The sequence below is a fragment of the Mucilaginibacter sp. AK015 genome (assembly GCF_014200785.1).
Taxonomy (GTDB): domain Bacteria; phylum Bacteroidota; class Bacteroidia; order Sphingobacteriales; family Sphingobacteriaceae; genus Mucilaginibacter.
Window position 1 is genome coordinate 488,381 of the sequence record NZ_JACHCV010000004.1, and the last position, 20,864, is coordinate 509,244.

Genomic DNA, 20,864 nt, shown 5'->3' on the forward strand with positions numbered 1-20,864 from the left:
GTATTACAATTTATTAGGGATAATCGATATTAACAACATCTGTTTCAACCGCTAACCAAAGTGTTTTGCCCAATATCAGGCTGCAGTTATTTGAAATGTGGCCCGCCGGAAAATCAAAGCAGACCGGGTAATCATATTCGGCAACAACATCCATAACAATCTCGGGCAGCGTTTGCCCAAAGGGGATGTCGTTATCTTTCAAGTCGGTAAAGCCGCCTGCAATAAGGCCAGCAAGGTGTTTGAGCTTTCCAGCACGTTTAAGCGCGCGCAGCATACGGTCGATGGCGTAAAGGTATTCGCCAACGTCCTCAATAAACAATATCTTGCCGTTATAGTCAAGATCGCTTACAGAACCGGATACGGCCAATAATAATGAAAGATTGCCCCCAACCAATATGCCCTGGCATTCGCCGCGCCGGTTCAAAGGGTTCGGTTCAATACGGTAACTTATTGCTTCGCCAAATAAAGCTTTCCTTAGTGTTTCCAGCGAATAAGAAGAGGCATCAGGTATGTTCAGCGGCATTTGCCCGTGAATGCACGGCAAGTTATAGTTTGTTATAATATGCGAGTGCAACAGGGTAATATCACTAAAACCAACCAGCCATTTTGGGTTGCTTTGCAAGCGGTTAAAATTGACCATATCAACCATGCGAATGGTGCCATACCCACCCCGTGCGCAAATAATAGCTTTGATGCTGTCGTCGTCAATAAAACGCTGCAGGTCTGCCGCCCTGAAAGCGTCGTCGCCGGCAAACTGGTGGTACGATGCATTTACGGTTTTGCCCAGTACAACCTCAAGCCCCCACCCGGTCAGCAAATTAACGGCATCCGTCATGGGGATGGGCAGCTTTTTGGCCGGACAGGTTATAGCAACTTTGTCACCCTTTTTAAGGTATGGGATTGGAGTGTCCGAAAGTCCGAAAGCCGGCATAAGTTCCGAAAGATTAATGATGTGATTTTACGCTGATAACTTTCCGTCATCCGGTCTTGCGGACTTTCCGTCTTTCCCAACTTTCTGGCTTAAAAAAATTATCTTTGCAAATTAATAAACATCCCTCTTTAATGTCGCAACTTAATAAATATAAAAGATACACCATAACATCAGCACTGCCTTATGCAAACGGGCCGCTGCATATTGGCCATTTGGCGGGAGCATACCTGCCGGCAGATATTTTTGTGCGTTACCTGCGGCTTATGAAAAAGGATGTGGTGTACATTTGCGGCTCAGACGAGCACGGGGCTGCCATCACCATAAAGGCAAAAAAAGAGGGCACAACGCCCCAGGCCATTATTGATAAATATCACAACCAGATAAAAAGCAGCTTTGAGGAGTTCGGGATCTCGTTTGATATTTACCACCGTACATCGTCGGCCATACATCACGATCTTTCGCAGGAATTTTTTCTGAATTTGTACGAAAAAGGTGAATTTATTGAGAAATATTCTGAGCAATATTATGATGATGAATTTGACCAGTTCCTGGCCGACCGCTACATAACCGGGACCTGCCCGGTTTGCAGCTATGATAAGGCTTACGGCGATCAGTGCGAAAACTGTGGCACATCCTTAAATCCGACCGATCTGATCGACCCGATATCTACCCTTAGCAATAAAAAACCGGTTTTAAAGCCTACTAAGCACTGGTATTTACCATTAGATAAGTATCAGCCCTGGTTGGAGCAATGGATAGATGAGAAAGAAGGCGAGTGGAAGGTTAACGTATTTGGCCAATGCCGCTCGTGGTTAAAATCGGGTTTGCAGCCCCGCTCTATGACACGCGACCTGGATTGGGGTATCGACGTGCCGTTGGAAGAAGCTAAAGGCAAAAAGCTGTATGTGTGGATGGATGCGCCGATAGGCTATATATCGGCAACCAAACAATGGGCCATTGATAATGGGAAAGACTGGCAGCAGTACTGGAAAAAGCAGGTAAATACCGAAGACGATGCCTGCCTGATGCACTTTATTGGTAAGGATAATATTGTGTTTCACTGTATCATATTCCCTGCTATATTAAAAGCGCACGGCGATTATATATTACCGCAGAACGTGCCTGCTAACGAGTTTTTAAACCTGGAAGGCGATAAGCTATCCACATCGCGCAACCACGCGGTTTGGCTGCACGAATACCTGGAAGAGTTCCCCGGTAAGCAGGACGAATTGCGTTATGTGCTTACATCCATACTCCCCGAAACCAGCGACAGCGAATTTACCTGGAAAGATTACCAGGCACGTGTAAACAACGAGCTGGTTGCCATTTTAGGTAACTATGTTAACCGTGTAATGATATTAATGCATAAGTACTATGATGGCAAGGTAGAAAGCGATAGCGGCGCTATAAAGCTTACCGATGCTAAAGTAGACGCCGAGTTAGGCGGATATTACGATGAGTTAGGCAAAAACCTGGAGAGCTATCGTTTCCGCGCTGCTTTGCAGAGCGTTATGGATATGGCGCGCCTGGGCAACCGCTACCTTACCGAGCAGGAGCCATGGAAAACCATTAAAACTGACCCTGAAGCGGCTAAAAATGCCCTGCATAATAGCCTTATACTAATAGGCCACCTGGCTACCTGCCTGCAGCCGTTTTTACCGGCCACAGCCACAAAAATATTTGGCATGCTGAACAAGGATGCCATAACCTTTGACCAGGAAATGGCGTTTGAGAACGGCCATCAGTTAAACCCCGCTGCGCTATTGTTTGAGAAGGTAGAGGACGAGGTTATTGATAAGCAGATCCAAAAACTGGCAGATAAAAAAGCGGCATCGGCAGTGGCGCAAAAGCCTGTTATTGCCCCGGCAAAAGCCAATATTTCCTTTGATGATTTTGTGGGGATGGATATCCGCACAGGCACTATCTTAACTGCCGAAAAGGTGGCAAAAACCAAGAAATTGTTGAAGCTGACTATTGATACCGGGATAGATCAGCGCACCGTAGTATCGGGCATTGCCGAACATTACGAGCCGGAAGCTATTATTGGAAAGCAGGTAAGCATATTGGTGAACCTGGAACCGCGCGAAATAAAAGGTATCATGTCGCAAGGGATGATATTGATGGCCGAAAATGCTGAAGGTAAGCTAAGCTTTGTAGCCCCTGCCGATGAAATGCCAAATGGATCGGTAATAAGATAAGGTGCAGATGTGAAAATATGCGGATGTGCAGATTGAATTTTCAAGTATAATTTGCACCTTTGCATTTCTTAAAATACATGGTCCTGTAGTTCAACGGATAGAATAGAAGTTTCCTAAACTTTAGATATGAGTTCGATTCTCGTCAGGACCACATTAGTGCAAGCCTTTAGATTAATCTAAAGGCTTTTTATTTTACCCTTATCGGCACCCATATTTCCTCTTCCGATGCCGGGTCGTTGTTCTTATACTTTTCGCCTAATATTTCGAAATGCGGACGGTTATCAACTTCATAAGGCGATGCCGGTAGCCAGGTGTTAAATATGTAATTAAATGTTGGCCCATACGCAGCAGGATTACCCTTATACAAAAAAACCGCATACATGCCGCCGGGGATCGTGAAGGTCTCCATGCCCTTGGGTATGTCACTATAATCGGTAACCTCAACAGCGGCCCATTTTTGATGAGGGGTATCTATCGAAACATCGTTAAAATTTAAGTTAGGATCATACACCTGCATGCATATAATATCAGCGCCTACCATGTTTTGTATCTCGCTGCGGCACGGCATAAACCCTCTGAACAATTCACCGGTTTTGTTTTGGGTAAGGGTCATCAACACATGGTGGCCCACCAGTTTTTTTTCGGGTATGGTTTTGATCTGCGGCTGCATCATGGCTTTTATCCTGAATCACAAATATACTTTTTAACTTTGCCGGATATTATGGCAGACCAAGCAAATTCTCAGCAGGAAGAAAAAACCAACCTGCACCCGCGCAACGCTCACCGTAACCGGTATGATTTTAAGGCGCTTATAAAAACGCTGCCTGACCTAAAGCCCTTTGTGTTGCAGAACGAATTTGCCTACCTGGCTATTGATTTTACCGACCCAGAAGCTGTTAAAGCCCTTAATAAAGCTTTGCTAAAACAATATTATGGTGTAGATAACTGGGATATTCCGGAAGGCTTCCTTTGTCCGCCGATTCCGGGCAGGGCCGATTACATACACTATATAGCCGATGTATTGGCCGAAGGTAACAATAGGGTAGTACCAACCGGCAAAACCGTTAAAGTGCTGGATATAGGGGTTGGCGCCAATTGTATTTACCCGCTTTTAGGCCACAAAATATACGGCTGGGATTTTGTTGGCAGCGAAGGTGATTACATAGCCGCTGCCGCTGCAAAAAAGATAGTAGAAGACAATGGGTTGGCAGGTGCAATAGATATCCGCAAACAAACATCATATTCAAATATTTTTCAGGATGTGATAAAACCCGGCGAAAAGTTTGACATGACGATGTGCAACCCGCCGTTCCATTCGTCGTCAAAAGAGGTTAAAGAAAAATCGAGCCGCAAGTGGAAGAACCTGGGACAGGATAAAGGCGCAGCCCTCAACTTTGGCGGCCGCAATAACGAGCTTTGGTACGAGGGCGGCGAGCCCCGTTTCCTGAATAAGATGATCAGCGAAAGTGTGCAGTATGGCCGGCAGTGCAAATGGTTCTCATCGCTAATTTCTAAAAAAACCACGCTGGATGGCTGTTACAAATCGCTTGATTATTACAAAGCCGCGGATGTAAGAACCATCAGCATGTCGCAGGGACAAAAGACCAGCAGGATACTGGTTTGGCGCTTTTAGCACGCAAACATAACCACGCATCATTACAAGTGTTCACGTTCGGCGCACGTGAACGTCGTGAACACTTGTAAATAGCTAATAATCAGGTATCTCAAATTATTGGTGGCGCCATCGTGACACCAACTCCGACGAAATTAAGACCTATCCCAAAACGCGGGCGGCTCAATGCCCAGGGCTCGCAGGTAAACATACCCCTGGCCGCGGTGGTGTATCTCGTTATCTATAAAATAACGAATGCTATCGGTTATCGTGTTCTCGTACATTCCGAAAGCTTTATCTGTTTCGCTAAAACGACCGGCGGGTATCTGCGGCCACAAAATATCAATTTGTTCCGTTACCTCATCCCATGCCTCCAGCAGTTCGGCTTTGGTTTTTAATTGGGTGTCGCGGTTAAAATAATCAAGTTGGGGAGTGGTTTCCCATTTACCGGTAGCTACGCCATTTATACCTCCGCTGGCAAGGCCTATCATTTCGCCGGCCAGTAAATTGTAGGTGCGCATACCGCCTATAGAAAATTCAAAAAGCTCTTTTTCGGGGAAGGCGGCCAATACCTTGCGGCTAAGCCTGCGGTGCTCCTGCCAGTTGCTTAAAAGTTGCTGCGAGGTTATAACCGGTGTGTCGGTTGTTGCTGTTGTGTTTGTCATGGTTTTAAGTTTTAACGTTTATAACACAAAGAAACTTTAGATGAATGACAGCAGTATGTCAGCAGGGTTATAAGTTTCTTACAAAACGCAAAGATTTAGCATTATTGGTGTTATACACGCCGGGAAGGCATGCAAAGCAAGTAGTAACATTGTCTACAGAAACGTTAAGCCATAAATTCGTGATGATAAAAGCATAGTTAGTAGAATGCGAAGTAACCTTTTTCTTTGGCAAAGGCGTTGAAGTTAAAAACCAGGCACTTGTGGTTACCCATTCATTATATAGAGGATTTTCGATATAAAAACCTGCAGGGTACGCATTAAAACCAGATGAGTTAGTCCCACGATTCTCCTCTTGCCCGGTATTGTCCCAGCCATCTGTTGACATTAAAGCTTTAGCGACATTAATATCTCCCACAAAATTTCCATCCTTATCTTTGGCGCTGCTAAAGTGACCGATGAGTGTATTAAAATCGTCTTTTGTTGGAACACGCCATCCGGAGGGTAACCGGATCTTAATGGCTTCCTCAACAGTATAAAACTTATTAAAGTTATCGTCGGGGCCGAAAAACTCTCCTTGTAAACCACCCGGGCCATTATAATTTACCGTTGTCCATTCCTGTCGGCCGATTACAACTGTAGGGTAAGAGGTACCGCTAATAGTGATTTTGCTTTTGTCGCCTGTTTCTTTTTTACAGCCTGATGTAAATACCGCTAAAAAAATTAAGAATGTGAGAAGTTTATTCATGGTTCTAAAGTAACTCGATGGAATATTACTGGTACGCAGCCGCATTTAATCCCATTGATTGGTATACCCACCAAATTTACAACTCCCGCGCCAAAAAATCGTTCACAATTGCCTAAAAGGTGGATGTCCTGCTTCCAGCTTTGGGGTTAAACGCCTACCCAATGCGATATGGTATTTGTCATGGCGTTAAGTTTTAGTGTTATGGTACCAGGAAGCTATAGGTGAATGACAGCAATATGCCGGTAAGCCCTGCGTAATTCAATATTATCATTTTGTTAATAACCCGTTTTGGGCACGCTCCTTGTTCGTGTAACTAAATGCATACTAACACTTTAGGAATAATAATAGTAATAATATTGGCCCTGGCTATATTGATATGGCTTGTAATGCGCAACCGAAAAGACGAAGAATCCTTCGAAAAGGATGCGTTGGATGATAAAGAATTTGTAGAACGGCACGACCCGGACAAGGAATGATACGTCCCGGTCCGGTTATTCTGTCAAATTATAACTCTCCCGCCAAAAACTCATTCACCATCGCTACAAACAGATCAGGAATTTTGCTTTCGGGTTTGGGGTCAAACGCTTCGCCGATATAACTACCGTGTGTGCCCGGCAGTATGGCTAAACGGCCATGTGGCAGGGTGCGTGCCATTTTGGCGGCGTGTTCGGGCGCGGGCAGGTCACGGTCGCCAATTATTACAAATGCCGGGGCTTGTATGCTTTTTAACTGCTCATCTGTCCAGCCTTTAAAGTTTAGCATGCGCTGCACATCTTTATTAAACATATTCATCAGCCCATGCTGTGTGCCTATCTTCAGGTATTCATCCTTATATATCTGCGGCATATGGCTAAAGTTGGGGTTTTCAAAGCCTTTCCAAAAACCTTCGGGCGCGGCATCGCGGGTATAAAATGCAGATGCTATAATAAGTTTGCCAACCTTACCGGCATGGCGCAGCCCCAGTTCTAAACACGTTTGCCCGCCGTTGCTAAAGCCTAAAAAGTCGGCTTTGGGTATGTTAAGCTGTTTTAATAGTTCGGCTATATCGTCGGCATCCTGTGTAAAAGTTTCGGGTGCGTTACGGTCGCCGGTGTGGCCGTGTGCCTGCAGCTCAACCGCTATTACTTTATGAGTTTTAGCCAGTTGAGGCATTATACGGCTAAAGTTGGTTTTGATAGTAGAGCCGCCGCCGTGTATCAAAACCAGCGGACTGCCCGCTCCCTGTACCTCGTAATACATTTTTATGCCGTTTACATTGGCATAATTGCCTGTGGTTTGCGCTTCAGATAGGGTAGTTGCCATAATTGTAATGCTGAAAATTAATAGTTTAATGTATTTCATATCTTGTGATCAAGTTTCGATGAACGGGCTTTTCTTTTTACCCTCGTTCGAGCGGCGGGGGCAAGGCTTTTTTTTATGCGGCCTTATCTTTATTATACTTGTTACGGTACTCTATCGGCGATAGCCCGGTTATCTTTTTAAAGATCATCCTAAAGGCTTTGGTATCGGTATAGCCCACATTATACATCACCTCGTTCACGTTTTCGCGGATGGTTTCCAGGCTCATTTTGGCGGCCTCGATGCGTACACGCTGCATATATTCTACCACGGTGTTTGATGTCGCCTTTTTAAAACGGCGCTCCAAGTGGCGGCGGCTAATGGCAAACATATCAGCCAGATGATCCACCGTAATTTTGTCCTGGTAGTTATGCTCAATAAACTCCTGCGCTTTTTTTATTACCTCGTCTTCGTGGTCTTTTTGACCTCTGAAAATGATGAACAACGACTGGCTGTTGCGTTCGATATCGATCTCGAATATCTTTGACGAATTAATAGCCATATCCCTGCCCGCAAATTTTTCTACAAGGTACAGTAACAGGTTTAATGAGGAGTAAGCGCCGCCGCTGGTGTATATGCCCCCTTCGTCGGTAATGATCTTGTACGGCATCAGGTTTACATCAGGAAACATTTTGCGGAACTCATCGGCCATCAGCCAATGCGTGGTGCAGCTGCGTCCCTTTAACAGCCCGGTAGACGCCAGTATAAAAGCCCCGATGCAAAGCGAAACCACCTCGGCGCCGGTTTTATATTGTTTTATTATCCAGGGGATAAAATCGCTGTTATCGCTTAACACCTTATTCACATCGCCATGCACGGCGGGAATAATGATCAGGTCGGTTTTGGCAACTTCATCAAAGGTCATATCGGGCTTAACAGTAAACAGGCCGTTGGTAAGGGCCGTTTCGCTGTTTAAACCAACCAGCTGTATTTTAAACAGCGGGGCTTTCTTCATCCTGTCAAGCGATTGGTTCACCATCGAGAACATCTTATAAGTTGCCTCTATGTTGCTCAGGCTGGTTTCGCCCTGCGGAATTAGGATCGATATGTGTTTCATAATGTCAAAGGTATAAGGTATCACCGTCGCAATCAACCCCTTAGATTGTCGTAATTACACCCTTTTAAATATAGCAAAGCCATGCACCTTTGTAATGCATCAACAAATTATTTATGATGATAGAGGTTTTTAAAACAAACGTTCAGGAAGGCGATAGGTCAAGGATGCTGATCAAGAAGCTATCAGAACACTTCCCGGCAAGCAAAATAAATTTTGACCTGGAAGACTGCGACAAAATATTGCGCGTGGAGGGCAATGACTTTTGCGCTCACCACATCATAGAACTTCTTAAATTAAACGGACATTATTGCGAGATACTTAGATAACCAGATTATTAACCATATAAATTAAACAAAGCCATGTCGAAAATAAGCGCTTACATCAATTTTAGCAACAACCAATGCGGCGAAGCCATGACCTTTTACCAAAGCATATTAGGCGGCGAGTTGAGCCTGATGCCTGTAAAAGGGTCGCCGATGCAGGATAGCTTCCCTGGCGAAGCACAAAACGGCATACTGCATGCCGACTTAACAGGCAGCGATTTCAGCATATTGGGTACTGATATGCCTAACCCCAATATCGAAGCTACAGTAGGCATCGTATCTTTAACCATAACCTGCGCCAACAAAGCTGAGGTGCACCAAAAGTTTGCCAGGTTGGCTGATGGCGGTAAAGTGGTACATGAAGTAATGACTTTTTTTGCCGGCACCATGGGCAACGTTGTTGATAAATACGGCATTGGCTGGGGTGTATTTACCGAAGAGCGATAATTAACTTAACACTAATGACACCAAAAACCATTAAGATAATTTACTGGGCGCTCACCATTATATTCGGCTTATTTATGCTGATGGATGGCGGTGCGGGCGTGGCCAAAGAAAAAACCGGGCAGGATGTAATGCGCCATTTGGGCTACCCCGTTTATATAATGGTTATAACGGGCGCCGCTAAAATATTAGGGGCCGTGGCCCTGCTGCAAAACAAGTTTAAAACCATTAAGGAGTGGGCGTTTGCAGGCTTTGCCTTTAATTTTATAGGGGCGTTTGCTTCAAGGGCATTTGTGGGCGACAGTGGTTTCCTATTAATTTTCCCGTTAATAATATTAATGGTTATGTTTATCTTGTATTACTTCTGGAAACGATACCTAACCATTAAAACCCAACAACAATGAACGATACCTTGATGACTATACTTGGCATTTTTGCGGGCATAATTGTAGTTGTGCTGGTGTTAGCCCTTATTGCCCCAAAGGCTTATACCGTACAGCGCAGTGTGATAATCAATAAGCCCCGCCGGCAGGTTTTTGATTATATTAAATACCTGCGCAATATGGACCATTATAGTAAATGGGTAATGACCGACCCTAACAAGCGCATGACCTATACCGGTACAGATGGCACCGAAGGGTTTAACGCCGCCTGGGACAGTGATATAAAGCAAGCAGGCAAAGGCCACCAAACAATTGAAAAGATAGTTGATGACGAGCGGATAGATATCCGCGTGGTATTTATAAAGCCCTTTGCCGGAGTGGCCGATACTTACATAGCTACACAGGCTGTAACCGAAGATAAAACCACGGTGAAATGGGCTTTTAACAGCAGGATGCAGTTCCCGATGAATGCAATGCTGTTATTTATAAACATGGAAAAAATGCTGGGAAACGATATGGAGATCAGCCTCAATAACCTGAAACAAATACTTGAAAAGGAATAACTAATACTCACACTAAACTGAAATCTTATGAAAATTGCAATGATCGTTGTACGTACGCTGATGGGGCTAATGTTTCTGTTCGCCTCAGTTGTAGTGCTTTTTAAAATTGATATGGGCAAACCACCCGAAATGAGCGAAGCCAACAAAACCTTTATGGCAGGGATAATGGCATCGGGCTATTTACTTACTTTTATAAAGGTAACCGAGCTGGCATGCGCTATTATGTTTTTAACAGGCCGTTTTGTTACGCTGGCTACGGTTATAATATTCCCTATCATCTTAAATATCTTGTTAACGCACATATTTGTGGCGCCTTCAGGTATCCCTACTGCGGTGGCGCTTTTAATTGGCGACCTGTTCCTGGCTTATTATTATCGCAAAAACTACGTAACGCTGTTCGCGATGAAATAAGCCTGCTTAAAATTTTACCCCGGCCCTGCTGATTGTATTAGCAGGGCTTTTGTGTTTTAGTATTTATATTAGCACATGCAAAAATTGGCTTTCTTTATTCTGTTTCTGTCGATAATAGGTACCGGCGATAAAAAGCAGGTACATTATACAAATGATGTCCCCGTCATATTCAAAGGCAATTTTGTTGACGACTACGGTATCCGCTACACCATTAACGATACGTTGTTCATACAACACCCGCACACCAAATACCATATCATTAAATGGAACATTAAAGACCAGTACATAGTAGCCCGCAACGACGAACAAAACCCCGGCGAAGGCAGCCTGTATACCCGTATAGATTATATGCAGTTCAGCAATATGGAGCCCTGGAAATGGGGCTTTTGCCTAAGCGTATATAATGCCAAAACCGACCGCGTAGCCGAAACCACCGCCAAAGCCGACAGGCAAAACCCAAAAAGGGGCTGTAACGGGTTCCCGTTTTCAAGAATGAAGCGGGTGGAGTAAGGTAAAAATAATAAATATGTCTTTTCGAACGAGCGATAGCAAGGAGAAATCTTGTTCGTGATGCAAGGCTCGCCGCCTGTTATTCGAACAGGAGTTCTCACTATCGTTCAAAAAGGCATATTTAATTGCTTGCCCTTGCAATGATATTAAACAAATAAAGCCGCACCATTTGGTGCGGCTTTATTACTATATGCAAACTGCAAACTTATCTTATCCTGCTTTTCAATTCGCTTATAGGCATTGATATCATACGGCCAACGGGTTGTTTGCCGCGGTAGGTAATTACCTTTAATTGTGTAGCATCAATTGGTACGGTAAGTACCCCGGTATATTTTGGATAGAACCTGTCCGGGTACGAATTATCAAAGCTGTAGTAAATGTCAAGCCCCGGTACCTCGGTGATTAAGGTTACATTTAGGGTACTGTCGGCGTTGCGGCCTACCTTAAAGTCAGGGTCGTAAACGCTTGGCGCATATTTTATCTCGGCCTGGTTAAACCTGTCGAAATGCTTTTCTACCTTGGTAAAAAACGTATTAAAGTTTTTCTTAGATGCCGGCGACCATACGCTCTCAGCCAGCGCAAAAGCACGGGGCCACGTCATATACTCTGCCTGGCGAATATTGTAAACCTGTTCGGTCCACAGGTTGGCTTGCCCGCCTTTTATCAATTTGGCGTCTACCCCCGCAGGTACCGGGTCAAATTCGTAAGTTTTGCTCAGGCGCAATGTAGCATACACATGCGGCTCCATCACACGGTCGCTCTGCATGTAATCCAGGTAAACAAAAGTAGTTGGGCTCATCACTACTTCGTGGCCAAGCTTGGCGGCCTCAATACCTCCTTTTATACCACGCCAGCTCATAACCGCAGCGTTAGGGCCAATACCACCTTCCAGTATCTCATCCCATCCAATAAATTTTTTCCCTTTAGATTCTACTATCTTTTCAAGGCGTTTTTCAAAATAGCTTTGTACCTCTTCCTGCGTTTTAAGGTTTTCTTTTGCCATTAAGGCCTTAACCTGGTCGCTTTGCTCCCAGAAATTTTTAGCGCACTCATCGCCTCCTACGTGGATGTAAGCAAATGGGAACAGTTCGGCAATTTCGCCCATCACTTTATCCAAAAATTGGTAGGTAAATTCGCCGGCAGGGTTTAAGGTATTGTCTACCAAAGCCGGGTGGCCGGGTTTAGACCAGTCCATTATCTTTTCGCCCGAGCGCACTACATACTTATCAGCGCCGGCAGTAGCCGATAGTTCCGGGTAGGATGCTACGGCTGCAAGGCTGTGGCCGGGTACATCTACTTCGGGCATAATATTTACAAAGCGGTCTTTTGCATATTGCACTACTTCGCGGATATCATCTTGGGTATAAAAGCCGCCGTAATTACGAGGCTCGTCAGGTTTTGGCGGAATAAAGTTGCCAAACTCGCCCTCGCGCTTTACATTAAATGCCCCAACGGTGGTAAGTTTAGGGAAGCTTTTTATCTCGATGCGCCAACCTTCATCATCAGTTAAGTGCCAGTGAAACAGGTTCAGCTTGTATTTGGCCATATTATCAATATAACTCATTACCTCTTTTTTGGTAAAGAAGTGGCGTGATACATCAAACATTAACCCCCTCCATTCAAAACGTGGGTAATCAGTTATATCAACCACAGGCACCGCCCAGGTTATGTTTTTTGCAATTTCCTTACCCTCTATCTGGTTAGGCAGCAACTGAAGCAAGGTTTGCACACCATAATATAGGCCCGCCGCGGTATTGGCACGTATAGTTATGCCTTTTGCCCTGGCCGACAGATAATAGCCCTCTTTGCCGATAACATTATCAGTGGTTTTGTTAAGTACAAGTTTAATAGCAGCGGCCGGGGCTATAGGTCTTACCCTGATAATTTTGCCGGTGGCCGTAGAAAACTTGTTTTTAATAAGGTTAAGCACAGGGGTCATTTCGGCCTCTGTGCCTGATTGCACCACTAACACTTTTGGCAGCACATACCGCCCGGTGTGTTGTGTAATTTTAACCGGTTCGGGGATAATGGCAATACTTGTGTTGGTTTGCTGGGCAAACGCCAATGCGCCAATAAGGCAGGAGCATACCAATAAGGATAACTTTTTCATGGATAATAACTGATGATTTATAATTGGGGTAACAACATGCAATTTATAACTTTTTAAATAATATTAAAAAGTTTTTTGTAGTTTAGAATTCGGTTTATTAACGGGTGCATATTAATATAAGAAAACTTTTGTTGCCGTAGCTTTTTATTAAATTGCGTTGATGAACCGCAAATTGCGCCTGCAATTTCTTTAACCAATTATTAAGCTTAACTAAATTAAAAACCATGTCAACCGACCGCAGAAAGTTTTTGAAGCACCTTGGCACGTCAGTTTTACTGACCTCGGCCTCGCTTACCAGCTTAGCAGCTAAAGAAGAAAATGAAGTAAGGATATTGCGCGCCCAAAAGCCGGTATCGCCAAACGACAAGATAAGGATAGCCACCATTGGCATGGGTATTATGGGCTTTAATGATACTAAAGCCGCTTTAACCGTACCGGGAGTTGAACTGGTTGGTGTATGCGACCTTTACAAAGGCCGCCTGGCACGTGCTAAAGAAGTTTATGGCAAAGACCTGTTCACTACTATGGATCACCGCGCGATACTTGACCGTAAGGATGTTGATGCGGTAATTATTGCCACCAGCGATAACTGGCACAGCCAGATAGCGATTGATGCTATGCACAAAGGGAAAGCTGTTTATAGCGAAAAGCCAATGGTACATTTAATAAGCCAGGGTTTAGAGGAGATAAGGGTGCAAAAAGAAACCGGGAGGGTTTTCCAGGTGGGCAGCCAAAGGGTAAGCAGCATTGCCTATCGCAAAGCAAAAGAGATGTACGAGGCAGGGGCCATAGGCAAGATCAACTCTATCGAAGCATCGTTTAACCGCCAAAGCGCTTTAGGGGCATGGCAGTACACCATACCAAGCGATGCTAATGTGCAAAATGTAGATTGGGCGCGGTACCAGGCAAACGCAAGCGTTAAGCACGATTTTGACCCGAACAGGTTTTTCCGCTGGAGAAACTACCGCGAATATGGCACCGGTGTTGCCGGCGACCTGTTTGTTCACCTGTTGAGCGGCATTCACTTTATTACCGGCTCAAAGGGGCCCGAGCGTATTTATTCTATCGGCGACCTTGCATACTGGAAAGATGGGCGCAATGTGCCTGATGTAATGAGCGCGGTTATCCATTATGGTGAAACAAAGGAACACCCTGCTTTCCAGGTTACCTTACGTGTAAACTTCATCAGTGGCGAGGGTGACCACGGCACTACCAAAATAGTAGGATCTGAAGGGGTGATAGACCTTGGCGGCGAAGGCGAAAGCTTTACCATCCGCAAAAACAAGATGCCCGTAGCCCCCGGTATTGGCGGGTGGGATTCGTTATTTACCTATACCGAAGCAGAGCAAAAGGCACTGATGGATGCTTACAATAAACGCTACTCGCAGGCCGACCAGCAAACACCATCCATTCCGGATATAACCTATCGTGCGCCGGACGATTACAATGCCTCGAACGACCACTTTGCCAACTTTATGGAATCGGTACGTACCGGTAAGCCGGTTGTTGAAGATGCCGTATTTGGTTTCAGGGCTGCTGCCCCATGCCTGGCTTGCAACGACAGCTATTTTCAAAACAAAGTGATCCATTGGGATGCCGAGAATATGAAAATAGTAGGGTAGGGCATAAAGACCGGAAGAATCAAGATACAAGACAGTTATACCTAATAGGAGGCCGCTTACTGAGCGGCTTCCTTGTTATCAACCTTATCAGTTTTAGCTTGCCAAAGACCTGCCGCTTCAACAGGCATGCCGGTAACGCAGCGTTTTATATTTGTAACAATTAAAGCATTAAAAATAGTAATATTACCTAAACTGTTAAATTGCATCGCTTTAACAGCAATTGTTTATGAAAAAGAGCCTTACCTTACTGTTCCTGTGCATTGGTTTTGGCGCTTCGGCGCAAAAACTTGAAGTGCTTACTGTTGAGAAAATAATGCGCGACCCAAAATGGATGGGTGTGTCGCCCGATAACATCCGCTGGAGCGACGACAGCAAAAAGATATACTTTACCTGGAACCCCGATAAGGCAGAGCGGGACGAATTGTTTTGCATAAGCCCTAATAATTTAAAGCCGCAAAAGGTAGCTTTGGAAGAACGCCGCGGCATGATACCCAGCGATGGCAAATGGAATAAAGCACGCACCCTTAAAGTGTACGAAAAGAATGGCGATATATTCATCTTAAACGTTGCTGCCGGTAAAAGCATACAACTAACCCATACCGCGGCGCACGAAATGAACCCTACATTTAGCGGGAACGAATCAAGTGTGATTTTTACCGATGATTACAACCTCTATGCTTTAAAGCTTGACCGCGGCGAGCTAACGCAGCTTACAAACTTTGTTAAAAAAGCAAGCGACGGAAAAAAGCCCGCGAAAGAGAATGAGCAATCACGCTGGTTAAAAACGCAGCAGTTAGAACTGTTTGATATAATTAGGGCGAACGAGAAAGACCGCCAGCTTGATTCGGCGGAGCGTAGTTTGTTTAAGGTATCCAAATTAAAAGAGATAGTATTGGGGGAAAAGCGCTTAAGCGGGGTGCAGTTAAGTCCGGATGGCAGGTATGTTACTTACCGCCTCATTCAGCCGGCCGAGGGTGAAAGGAACACTATTGTGCCCGATTATGTTACCTCTTCTGGCTACACCGAGGATATTCCTAACCGTACCAAGGTAGGTAGTCCGCAATCAACTTCTGAAAGCTTTATTTTTGACAGGCAGCGCGATACGGTCTACAGCATCAATACCGGTGATCTGCCAGGTATAAAGGATATACCCAAGTACATAAAAGAGTACCCTAAAGAACTGGAGGCGTATAAAAAGCGCGATGCCGATCGCCTGGTTGACGTTGCCACTCCATACTGGAGCCCCGACAGCAAATACGCCGTTGTGGACGTAGAAGCGAAGGACAATAAAGACCGCTGGCTGATGCAGCTTGACGCCGAAACCGGTAAATTAACGCTGCTTGACCGCCAGCACGACGATGCCTGGATAGGTGGCCCCGGCACAAGCGGGTTTTTTGCAAATGGCAGTATGGGCTGGGCGGATAACACTCACTTCTACTTCCAGAGCGAGGCCAGTGGTTACTCGCACGTATATATGGCAGATATGGTTAGCCGCCAGAAAAAGCAGCTTACCTCGGGCAAGTGGGAGGTACAAACCCTGCACTTATCCAATGATAAAAAAACCTTTTATTTTACCGCTAATATCGAGCATCCCGGTATAACGCATTTTTACCGCATACCTGTAACGGGCGGCGTACCGGTTAAAATAACAAGCATGAAAGGGGGCAACGAAGTAACGCTTTCGCCCGATGAAAAATGGCTGGCTATCCACTACTCCTATTCAAACAAACCATGGGAATTGTATGTGCAGCCTAACAAACCGGGCGCAAAGGCCATACAGGTAACCAACTCTGTTACCGAGGAATTTAAATCGTATCCATGGCGCGAGCCGGAGGTGGTCAGCTTTAAAAACCGTAACGGGAAAGATATTTACGCACGGTTGTATCTGCCGAAAAAGGCCGATCCTGCAAAACCTGCCGTAATATTTGTACACGGTGCGGGCTACCTGCAAAACGTGCATTACTGGTGGAGCACCTATTTCCGCGAGTATATGTTCAATAATATGCTGGCCGATAACGGATACACGGTAATGGATATCGATTATACCGCAAGCTCGGGCTATGGGCGCGACATCCGCACCGGAATATACCGCCATATGGGCGGCGCCGACCTTGCCGACCAGGTGGATGGGGTAAAGTTATTAGTAGAAAAATATGGTGTTAACCCCAAACATGTGGGTATGTACGGCGGTTCGTACGGGGGCTTTATGACCCTGATGGCATTGTTTACCCAGCCTGATGTTTTTGCCTCGGGCGCAGCTATACGCTCGGTTACCGATTGGGCGCATTACAACCACGGCTACACTTCAAACATCTTAAACGAGCCCTTTACCGACGAGAAAGCATATCGCCAAAGCTCGCCTATTTATTTCGCCGATGGCCTAAAGGGCAACCTGCTGATGCTGCATGGCATGGTGGACCAGAATGTAAACTTCCAGGATATTGTGCGCCTTACCCAAAAGCTGATAGAGCTGCATAAAGAAAACTGGTGGCTTGCGCCTTACCCGGTAGAGGATCACGGCTTTGTGCAACCCAGCAGCTGGACGGATGAGTATAAAAGAATATATAAATTGTTTGAGGAAACGCTGAAAGGAAAGTAAAATATACGGTAAATGATTAGTACAACAGCAGTTTATTTGTGATCAAATTACTATAATCATCTTACCGCCAAATAGCGCTAAGATGCTGCGCGAACACAAGTGCCATGGCAACATTTAAATCGCAAAGTCTGAACCAAGTTAGGCTACGGATGGTTTTTTCGAATTATGCAATAGGCTAGAAAGCCCTATATCTTGAAAAAGCTTGGAAATATAACGTTGTTGATTTTCAGAGCTTTTTCTTTCAATGATTTTTTTCATCATTAACTTATCATATTTGCTAAGTTGATTGATTTGGTTGTTTACGAATGTAATCATCATTAGATTCTCGAAATCCTCTTTAGAACGTTTATTGGATAAGTAGAATTGCGCTTTGTAATTTTTATCATTTATCATTTTTAGTAAATCAGCCTCATGCTTTTTTATAAGCTTTTCAAGCTTTTTTTCTGCTATTCTTTGCCTGTAGATATTAAATCCCAAGTATAAAAAGTTAATTCCAACCATTCCTATAGCAAGTACGCCAATTAAATCTTCCATAATGACTATTTTTTCGCTTCAAAAATTGTATAAAACCAACATATTTCGTTTTCGTTTATATGCCTATGATAACGTTCCCCCATAGCAGAAAGTACTAAGATATAAATTAAAACAGTGGGTAATGACGTCCAATCAACGACTAATTCGTTTTCAATTGAACCATACATAATTCCTGCCAAGAATGCTATGATTATGTTAAGAAGAGATATAATTCTAAATTTAGTGCTGAAAGCTAAGCTAAAGGCGTATGCACTTAGTGCAACTATAGCCGACCTTTCAGTAATATGATGAGGCTTAGAATAATAATACTCAAACATAAAGGGTATGAAAGGCAAAAATACATAGCATATGATGCTAGTTATTAAATTTGACAGTTTGTCTCTCAAGAGTTGTGATATTTGGTTAAGTTAGGACTAACCTAACCAAATTATTTTTCAAATCAAAGAATTGTAAGTAATTTAATATGGAATTGAATATATGCTTAAAATAATCCATGTGAGGTATTGGTACCTTGACATTTTAATCATTTTCTTATTCATCTTTGCCTGCACCCCAACAAAACACCCTGCCGGTGTGCGGCTATCATTAGTAAACAACCGGCAATCATTACAAATAAAAGGGCTTGATTACGCCGTAATGCAGGATATAGCGCGCGATACTGACAATACTGTATGGCAAAGCCTGGTGGCGGTTTACCGGATGCCGGCCGATACAGATCTGAAAAATTACCAGCCTGTGCAGCCGGGCCGTTACCTTTTAAAGGATAGCGTGGTGGTTTTTACACCCGATACCCCTTTTGTAAAAGGGCAGACTTACTTTATAAGAAATTATCGTCTTGGCGAAGGCGCCAGGCTCATAGATTACATTAAAGGCCGCTCGCAGCCTGGACGAACGCATTTTATTGATTTGATTTTTAAGGAATAAGCTTTGAAAAATGAAAAAAACATGCTATATTTGCATCTGAATTAAAAAAGAGGGGGCGTTTGTCCCCTCTTTTATTTTATCAATCAAATTATCAACCGCTCCATCACCTTCCGGGATGCCGGGAAAAACATACGATAATGAATATTGAAAAAAGAGTAACTGAACTGGTGGAGGAGAAGATTGCCGACATGCCAAACCTGTTTTTGGTGGATGTTAAAATGCATCCGAATGGTAAGCTGATAGTGCTGGTTGACGGGGACAGCGGGATAGGGATTGCCGACTGTGTTGCCATAAGCAGGCATGTAGGTTTTCACCTGGAAGAAGAGAATGTAATTGATACGCCTTACAATCTTGAGGTTTCATCGCCGGGGATTGATGCGCCGCTAACATTAAAAAGGCAATATGCTAAAAACACAGGCCGCACGTTAGCTATAAAAATGAACGATGGTGCTAAACGCGAGGGTGTATTGAAGGAGGTTGGCGACGACTTTATAGTAATTGAAGAAACAATAAAAGAAAAAGGGAAAAAGGCTGTAACTGTTGAAAGCACTATCCCGACAGATAAAATAACAGAAACAAAAGTTTTAATATCATTCAAGTAGAAGATGAGCAATATTAATTTAATTGATTCTTTTCAGGAATTTAAAGATTTCAAGAACATTGACCGCCCAACTATGATGAGCGTTCTGGAAGACGTTTTCAGAAGTATGATCAGGAAAAAGTACGGCACGGACGAAAACTGTGACGTAATTGTAAACACAGATAACGGCGACTTAGAGATATGGCGCACACGTGTTGTGGTTGAGGATGGCTTTAGCGAGGATGACGACCTGGAGATAGAATTGGCCGAAGCCAAAACAATTGATGCTGATCTTGAAGTGGGAGATGAACAAATTGAGCAGATAACCCTGGAAAGCTTTGGCCGCCGTGCAATACTTGCTGCGCGTCAAACTTTGGTATCTAAAATATTGGAACTGGAGAAAGACGAGATCTTTAAAAAATATAAAGACCGCGTTGGCGAAATTGTTACCGGCGAGGTTTACCAGGTTTGGAAAAAAGAGACCCTGGTGCTTGATGATGAAGGAAACGAGCTTTTATTGCCAAAAACCGAACAGATACCTGCCGATTACTTCAAAAAAGGGGATAGCGTTAGGGCGATTATCAGCAAGGTTGATATGCTGAACAGTAACCCTAAAATTATTATTTCGCGTACGGCTCCCGAGTTTTTACAGCGTTTGTTCGAGATGGAAGTTCCTGAGATATTTGACGGGCTGATAACTATCAAGAAAATAGTTCGCGAACCGGGTGAAAGGGCAAAGGTTGCTGTAGAATCGTACGATGACCGTATCGATCCGGTTGGCGCCTGCGTAGGTATGAAAGGGTCGCGTATCCATGGTATCGTTCGCGAATTGAAGAACGAGAACATCGACGTGATAAACTTTACGAACAATATTCAGTTATATATACAGCGCGCCTTATCACCGGCCAAGATCACGTCTATCAAATTAGATGACGAGAAAAAAACGGCAGCGGTTTACTTAAAGCCCGATCAGGTATCGTTAGCTATAGGCAGGGGCGGCCATAACATTAAACTGGCCGGTAAATTAACCGGATATGAAATTGATGTTTACCGCGAAGCCGACGAGCACGACGAGGATGTGGATATCGAAGAGTTCTCGGATGAGATCGATAGCTGGATAATTGACGAGTTTAAACGTATTGGCCTTGATACTGCTAAATCTGTACTGGCATTATCAGTAGGCGAACTGGTTAAACGCACTGATCTGGAAGAAGAAACAATAAAAGATGTTTTATCAATTTTGCAGGCAGAATTTGAATAAACAGAATAACAAAAATTAAAATCGTATTTTTGCGATAATTAGCAGAGAAAATTT

At 44.2% G+C, this 20,864-nt stretch carries 23 protein-coding genes and 1 tRNA gene; 15 read left to right on the top strand and 9 right to left on the bottom strand.

The genetic code is table 11. The annotated features are described in order from the left end of the window. Nucleotides 1-13: 13 nt before the first annotated feature. Nucleotides 14-931 carry an LD-carboxypeptidase gene (locus HDC91_RS17140; RefSeq protein ID WP_183554235.1) on the bottom strand — a complete coding sequence of 306 codons (918 nt, stop codon included), beginning with the start codon at nucleotides 929-931 and terminating at the stop codon, nucleotides 14-16. Between the two features lie 131 nt (nucleotides 932-1,062). On the opposite strand from HDC91_RS17140, the gene metG reads away from it, so the two are divergent. Beyond that, nucleotides 1,063-3,129, top strand: coding sequence for a methionine--tRNA ligase (gene metG / locus HDC91_RS17145; RefSeq protein WP_183554241.1), 2,067 nt, complete (start codon nucleotides 1,063-1,065; stop codon nucleotides 3,127-3,129). 79 nt (nucleotides 3,130-3,208) lie between these two features. After that, nucleotides 3,209-3,280: transfer RNA gene (locus tag HDC91_RS17150), tRNA-Arg, on the top strand. 36 nt (nucleotides 3,281-3,316) lie between these two features. On the opposite strand, the gene HDC91_RS17155 is transcribed toward HDC91_RS17150, so the two are convergent. Continuing rightward, nucleotides 3,317-3,802, bottom strand: coding sequence for a GyrI-like domain-containing protein (locus HDC91_RS17155; protein ID WP_255476772.1), 486 nt, complete (start codon nucleotides 3,800-3,802; stop codon nucleotides 3,317-3,319). 48 nt (nucleotides 3,803-3,850) lie between these two features. On the opposite strand from HDC91_RS17155, the gene rlmF reads away from it, so the two are divergent. Next, nucleotides 3,851-4,762 (top strand): 23S rRNA (adenine(1618)-N(6))-methyltransferase RlmF, encoded by a 912-nt coding sequence (gene rlmF, locus HDC91_RS17160; RefSeq protein ID WP_183554242.1) that lies wholly within the window; start codon nucleotides 3,851-3,853, stop codon nucleotides 4,760-4,762. Between the two features lie 134 nt (nucleotides 4,763-4,896). Here the strand turns inward: rlmF and HDC91_RS17165 are convergent, their stop codons facing one another. Both HDC91_RS17165 and HDC91_RS17170 read right to left on the bottom strand, forming a co-directional pair. Then, entirely contained in the window at nucleotides 4,897-5,406 is a 510-nt protein-coding gene (locus HDC91_RS17165; protein ID WP_183554243.1) for a DinB family protein, read from the bottom strand. Nucleotides 5,407-5,473: 67 nt separating this feature from the next. Continuing rightward, the gene (locus HDC91_RS17170; protein ID WP_183554244.1) at nucleotides 5,474-6,151 is read right to left on the bottom strand and encodes an FISUMP domain-containing protein; all 678 of its coding nucleotides are present in this window, start codon (nucleotides 6,149-6,151) and stop codon (nucleotides 5,474-5,476) included. Nucleotides 6,152-6,468: 317 nt separating this feature from the next. Here HDC91_RS17170 and HDC91_RS17175 point away from each other — a divergent pair, with 317 nt between their 5' ends. Next, on the top strand, nucleotides 6,469-6,627 hold the full coding sequence (locus HDC91_RS17175) for a hypothetical protein (RefSeq protein ID WP_183554245.1): 159 nt from the start codon (nucleotides 6,469-6,471) through the stop codon (nucleotides 6,625-6,627). A gap of 28 nt (nucleotides 6,628-6,655) precedes the next feature. Here the strand turns inward: HDC91_RS17175 and HDC91_RS17180 are convergent, their stop codons facing one another. Then, on the bottom strand, nucleotides 6,656-7,492 hold the full coding sequence (locus HDC91_RS17180) for an alpha/beta fold hydrolase (protein ID WP_183554247.1): 837 nt from the start codon (nucleotides 7,490-7,492) through the stop codon (nucleotides 6,656-6,658). Nucleotides 7,493-7,565: 73 nt separating this feature from the next. Beyond that, nucleotides 7,566-8,546, bottom strand: a complete 981-nt coding sequence (locus HDC91_RS17185; protein WP_183554248.1) for a GlxA family transcriptional regulator — start codon at nucleotides 8,544-8,546, stop codon at nucleotides 7,566-7,568. Between the two features lie 113 nt (nucleotides 8,547-8,659). On the opposite strand from HDC91_RS17185, the gene HDC91_RS17190 reads away from it, so the two are divergent. The 6 genes from HDC91_RS17190 to HDC91_RS17215 all read left to right on the top strand — a co-directional run bounded on the left by HDC91_RS17190 (nucleotide 8,660) and on the right by HDC91_RS17215 (nucleotide 11,180). Next, nucleotides 8,660-8,872, top strand: a complete 213-nt coding sequence (locus tag HDC91_RS17190; protein WP_255476773.1) for a hypothetical protein — start codon at nucleotides 8,660-8,662, stop codon at nucleotides 8,870-8,872. Nucleotides 8,873-8,905: 33 nt separating this feature from the next. Next, nucleotides 8,906-9,316, top strand: a complete 411-nt coding sequence (locus HDC91_RS17195; RefSeq protein WP_183554249.1) for a VOC family protein — start codon at nucleotides 8,906-8,908, stop codon at nucleotides 9,314-9,316. 14 nt (nucleotides 9,317-9,330) lie between these two features. Next, the gene (locus tag HDC91_RS17200) at nucleotides 9,331-9,717 is read left to right on the top strand and encodes a DoxX family protein (RefSeq protein ID WP_183554251.1); all 387 of its coding nucleotides are present in this window, start codon (nucleotides 9,331-9,333) and stop codon (nucleotides 9,715-9,717) included. Continuing rightward, complete coding sequence (locus tag HDC91_RS17205) at nucleotides 9,714-10,259, top strand: SRPBCC family protein (RefSeq protein WP_183554252.1); 546 nt, start codon at nucleotides 9,714-9,716, stop codon at nucleotides 10,257-10,259. The genes HDC91_RS17200 and HDC91_RS17205 overlap by 4 nt, the downstream gene beginning before the upstream one ends. A 27-nt stretch (nucleotides 10,260-10,286) precedes the next feature. After that, nucleotides 10,287-10,670, top strand: a complete 384-nt coding sequence (locus HDC91_RS17210) for a DoxX family protein (protein ID WP_183554253.1) — start codon at nucleotides 10,287-10,289, stop codon at nucleotides 10,668-10,670. Nucleotides 10,671-10,745: 75 nt separating this feature from the next. Beyond that, a complete protein-coding gene (locus HDC91_RS17215) occupies nucleotides 10,746-11,180 on the top strand; it encodes a hypothetical protein (RefSeq protein WP_183554254.1) in 435 nt (144 codons plus the stop codon). A 205-nt stretch (nucleotides 11,181-11,385) separates the two neighbouring features. Here the strand turns inward: HDC91_RS17215 and HDC91_RS17220 are convergent, their stop codons facing one another. After that, the gene (locus HDC91_RS17220; protein WP_183554255.1) at nucleotides 11,386-13,290 is read right to left on the bottom strand and encodes a beta-N-acetylhexosaminidase; all 1,905 of its coding nucleotides are present in this window, start codon (nucleotides 13,288-13,290) and stop codon (nucleotides 11,386-11,388) included. Nucleotides 13,291-13,514: 224 nt separating this feature from the next. Between HDC91_RS17220 and HDC91_RS17225 the strand changes: the two genes are divergently transcribed. After that, nucleotides 13,515-14,912: a Gfo/Idh/MocA family protein gene (locus HDC91_RS17225; protein ID WP_183554256.1), complete on the top strand. Its 1,398-nt coding sequence runs from the start codon at nucleotides 13,515-13,517 to the stop codon at nucleotides 14,910-14,912. Between the two features lie 56 nt (nucleotides 14,913-14,968). Here HDC91_RS17225 and HDC91_RS17230 read toward each other — a convergent pair whose 3' ends face one another. Then, nucleotides 14,969-15,118 carry a hypothetical protein gene (locus HDC91_RS17230; RefSeq protein ID WP_183554258.1) on the bottom strand — a complete coding sequence of 50 codons (150 nt, stop codon included), beginning with the start codon at nucleotides 15,116-15,118 and terminating at the stop codon, nucleotides 14,969-14,971. Between the two features lie 20 nt (nucleotides 15,119-15,138). Here HDC91_RS17230 and HDC91_RS17235 point away from each other — a divergent pair, with 20 nt between their 5' ends. Continuing rightward, the gene (locus tag HDC91_RS17235) at nucleotides 15,139-17,511 is read left to right on the top strand and encodes a prolyl oligopeptidase family serine peptidase (RefSeq protein ID WP_183554259.1); all 2,373 of its coding nucleotides are present in this window, start codon (nucleotides 15,139-15,141) and stop codon (nucleotides 17,509-17,511) included. Between the two features lie 138 nt (nucleotides 17,512-17,649). On the opposite strand, the gene HDC91_RS17240 is transcribed toward HDC91_RS17235, so the two are convergent. Further along, nucleotides 17,650-18,045 carry a hypothetical protein gene (locus HDC91_RS17240; RefSeq protein WP_183554261.1) on the bottom strand — a complete coding sequence of 132 codons (396 nt, stop codon included), beginning with the start codon at nucleotides 18,043-18,045 and terminating at the stop codon, nucleotides 17,650-17,652. Between the two features lie 477 nt (nucleotides 18,046-18,522). Between HDC91_RS17240 and HDC91_RS17245 the strand changes: the two genes are divergently transcribed. From HDC91_RS17245 to nusA, 3 genes are all read left to right on the top strand, one after another. Then, nucleotides 18,523-18,969: a hypothetical protein gene (locus HDC91_RS17245; RefSeq protein WP_183554263.1), complete on the top strand. Its 447-nt coding sequence runs from the start codon at nucleotides 18,523-18,525 to the stop codon at nucleotides 18,967-18,969. A 137-nt stretch (nucleotides 18,970-19,106) separates the two neighbouring features. Next, the gene (gene rimP / locus HDC91_RS17250) at nucleotides 19,107-19,571 is read left to right on the top strand and encodes a ribosome assembly cofactor RimP (RefSeq protein ID WP_183554265.1); all 465 of its coding nucleotides are present in this window, start codon (nucleotides 19,107-19,109) and stop codon (nucleotides 19,569-19,571) included. A gap of 3 nt (nucleotides 19,572-19,574) precedes the next feature. Further along, entirely contained in the window at nucleotides 19,575-20,810 is a 1,236-nt protein-coding gene (nusA, locus tag HDC91_RS17255; protein ID WP_162430146.1) for a transcription termination factor NusA, read from the top strand. The last annotated feature ends 54 nt before the right edge of the window (nucleotides 20,811-20,864 follow it).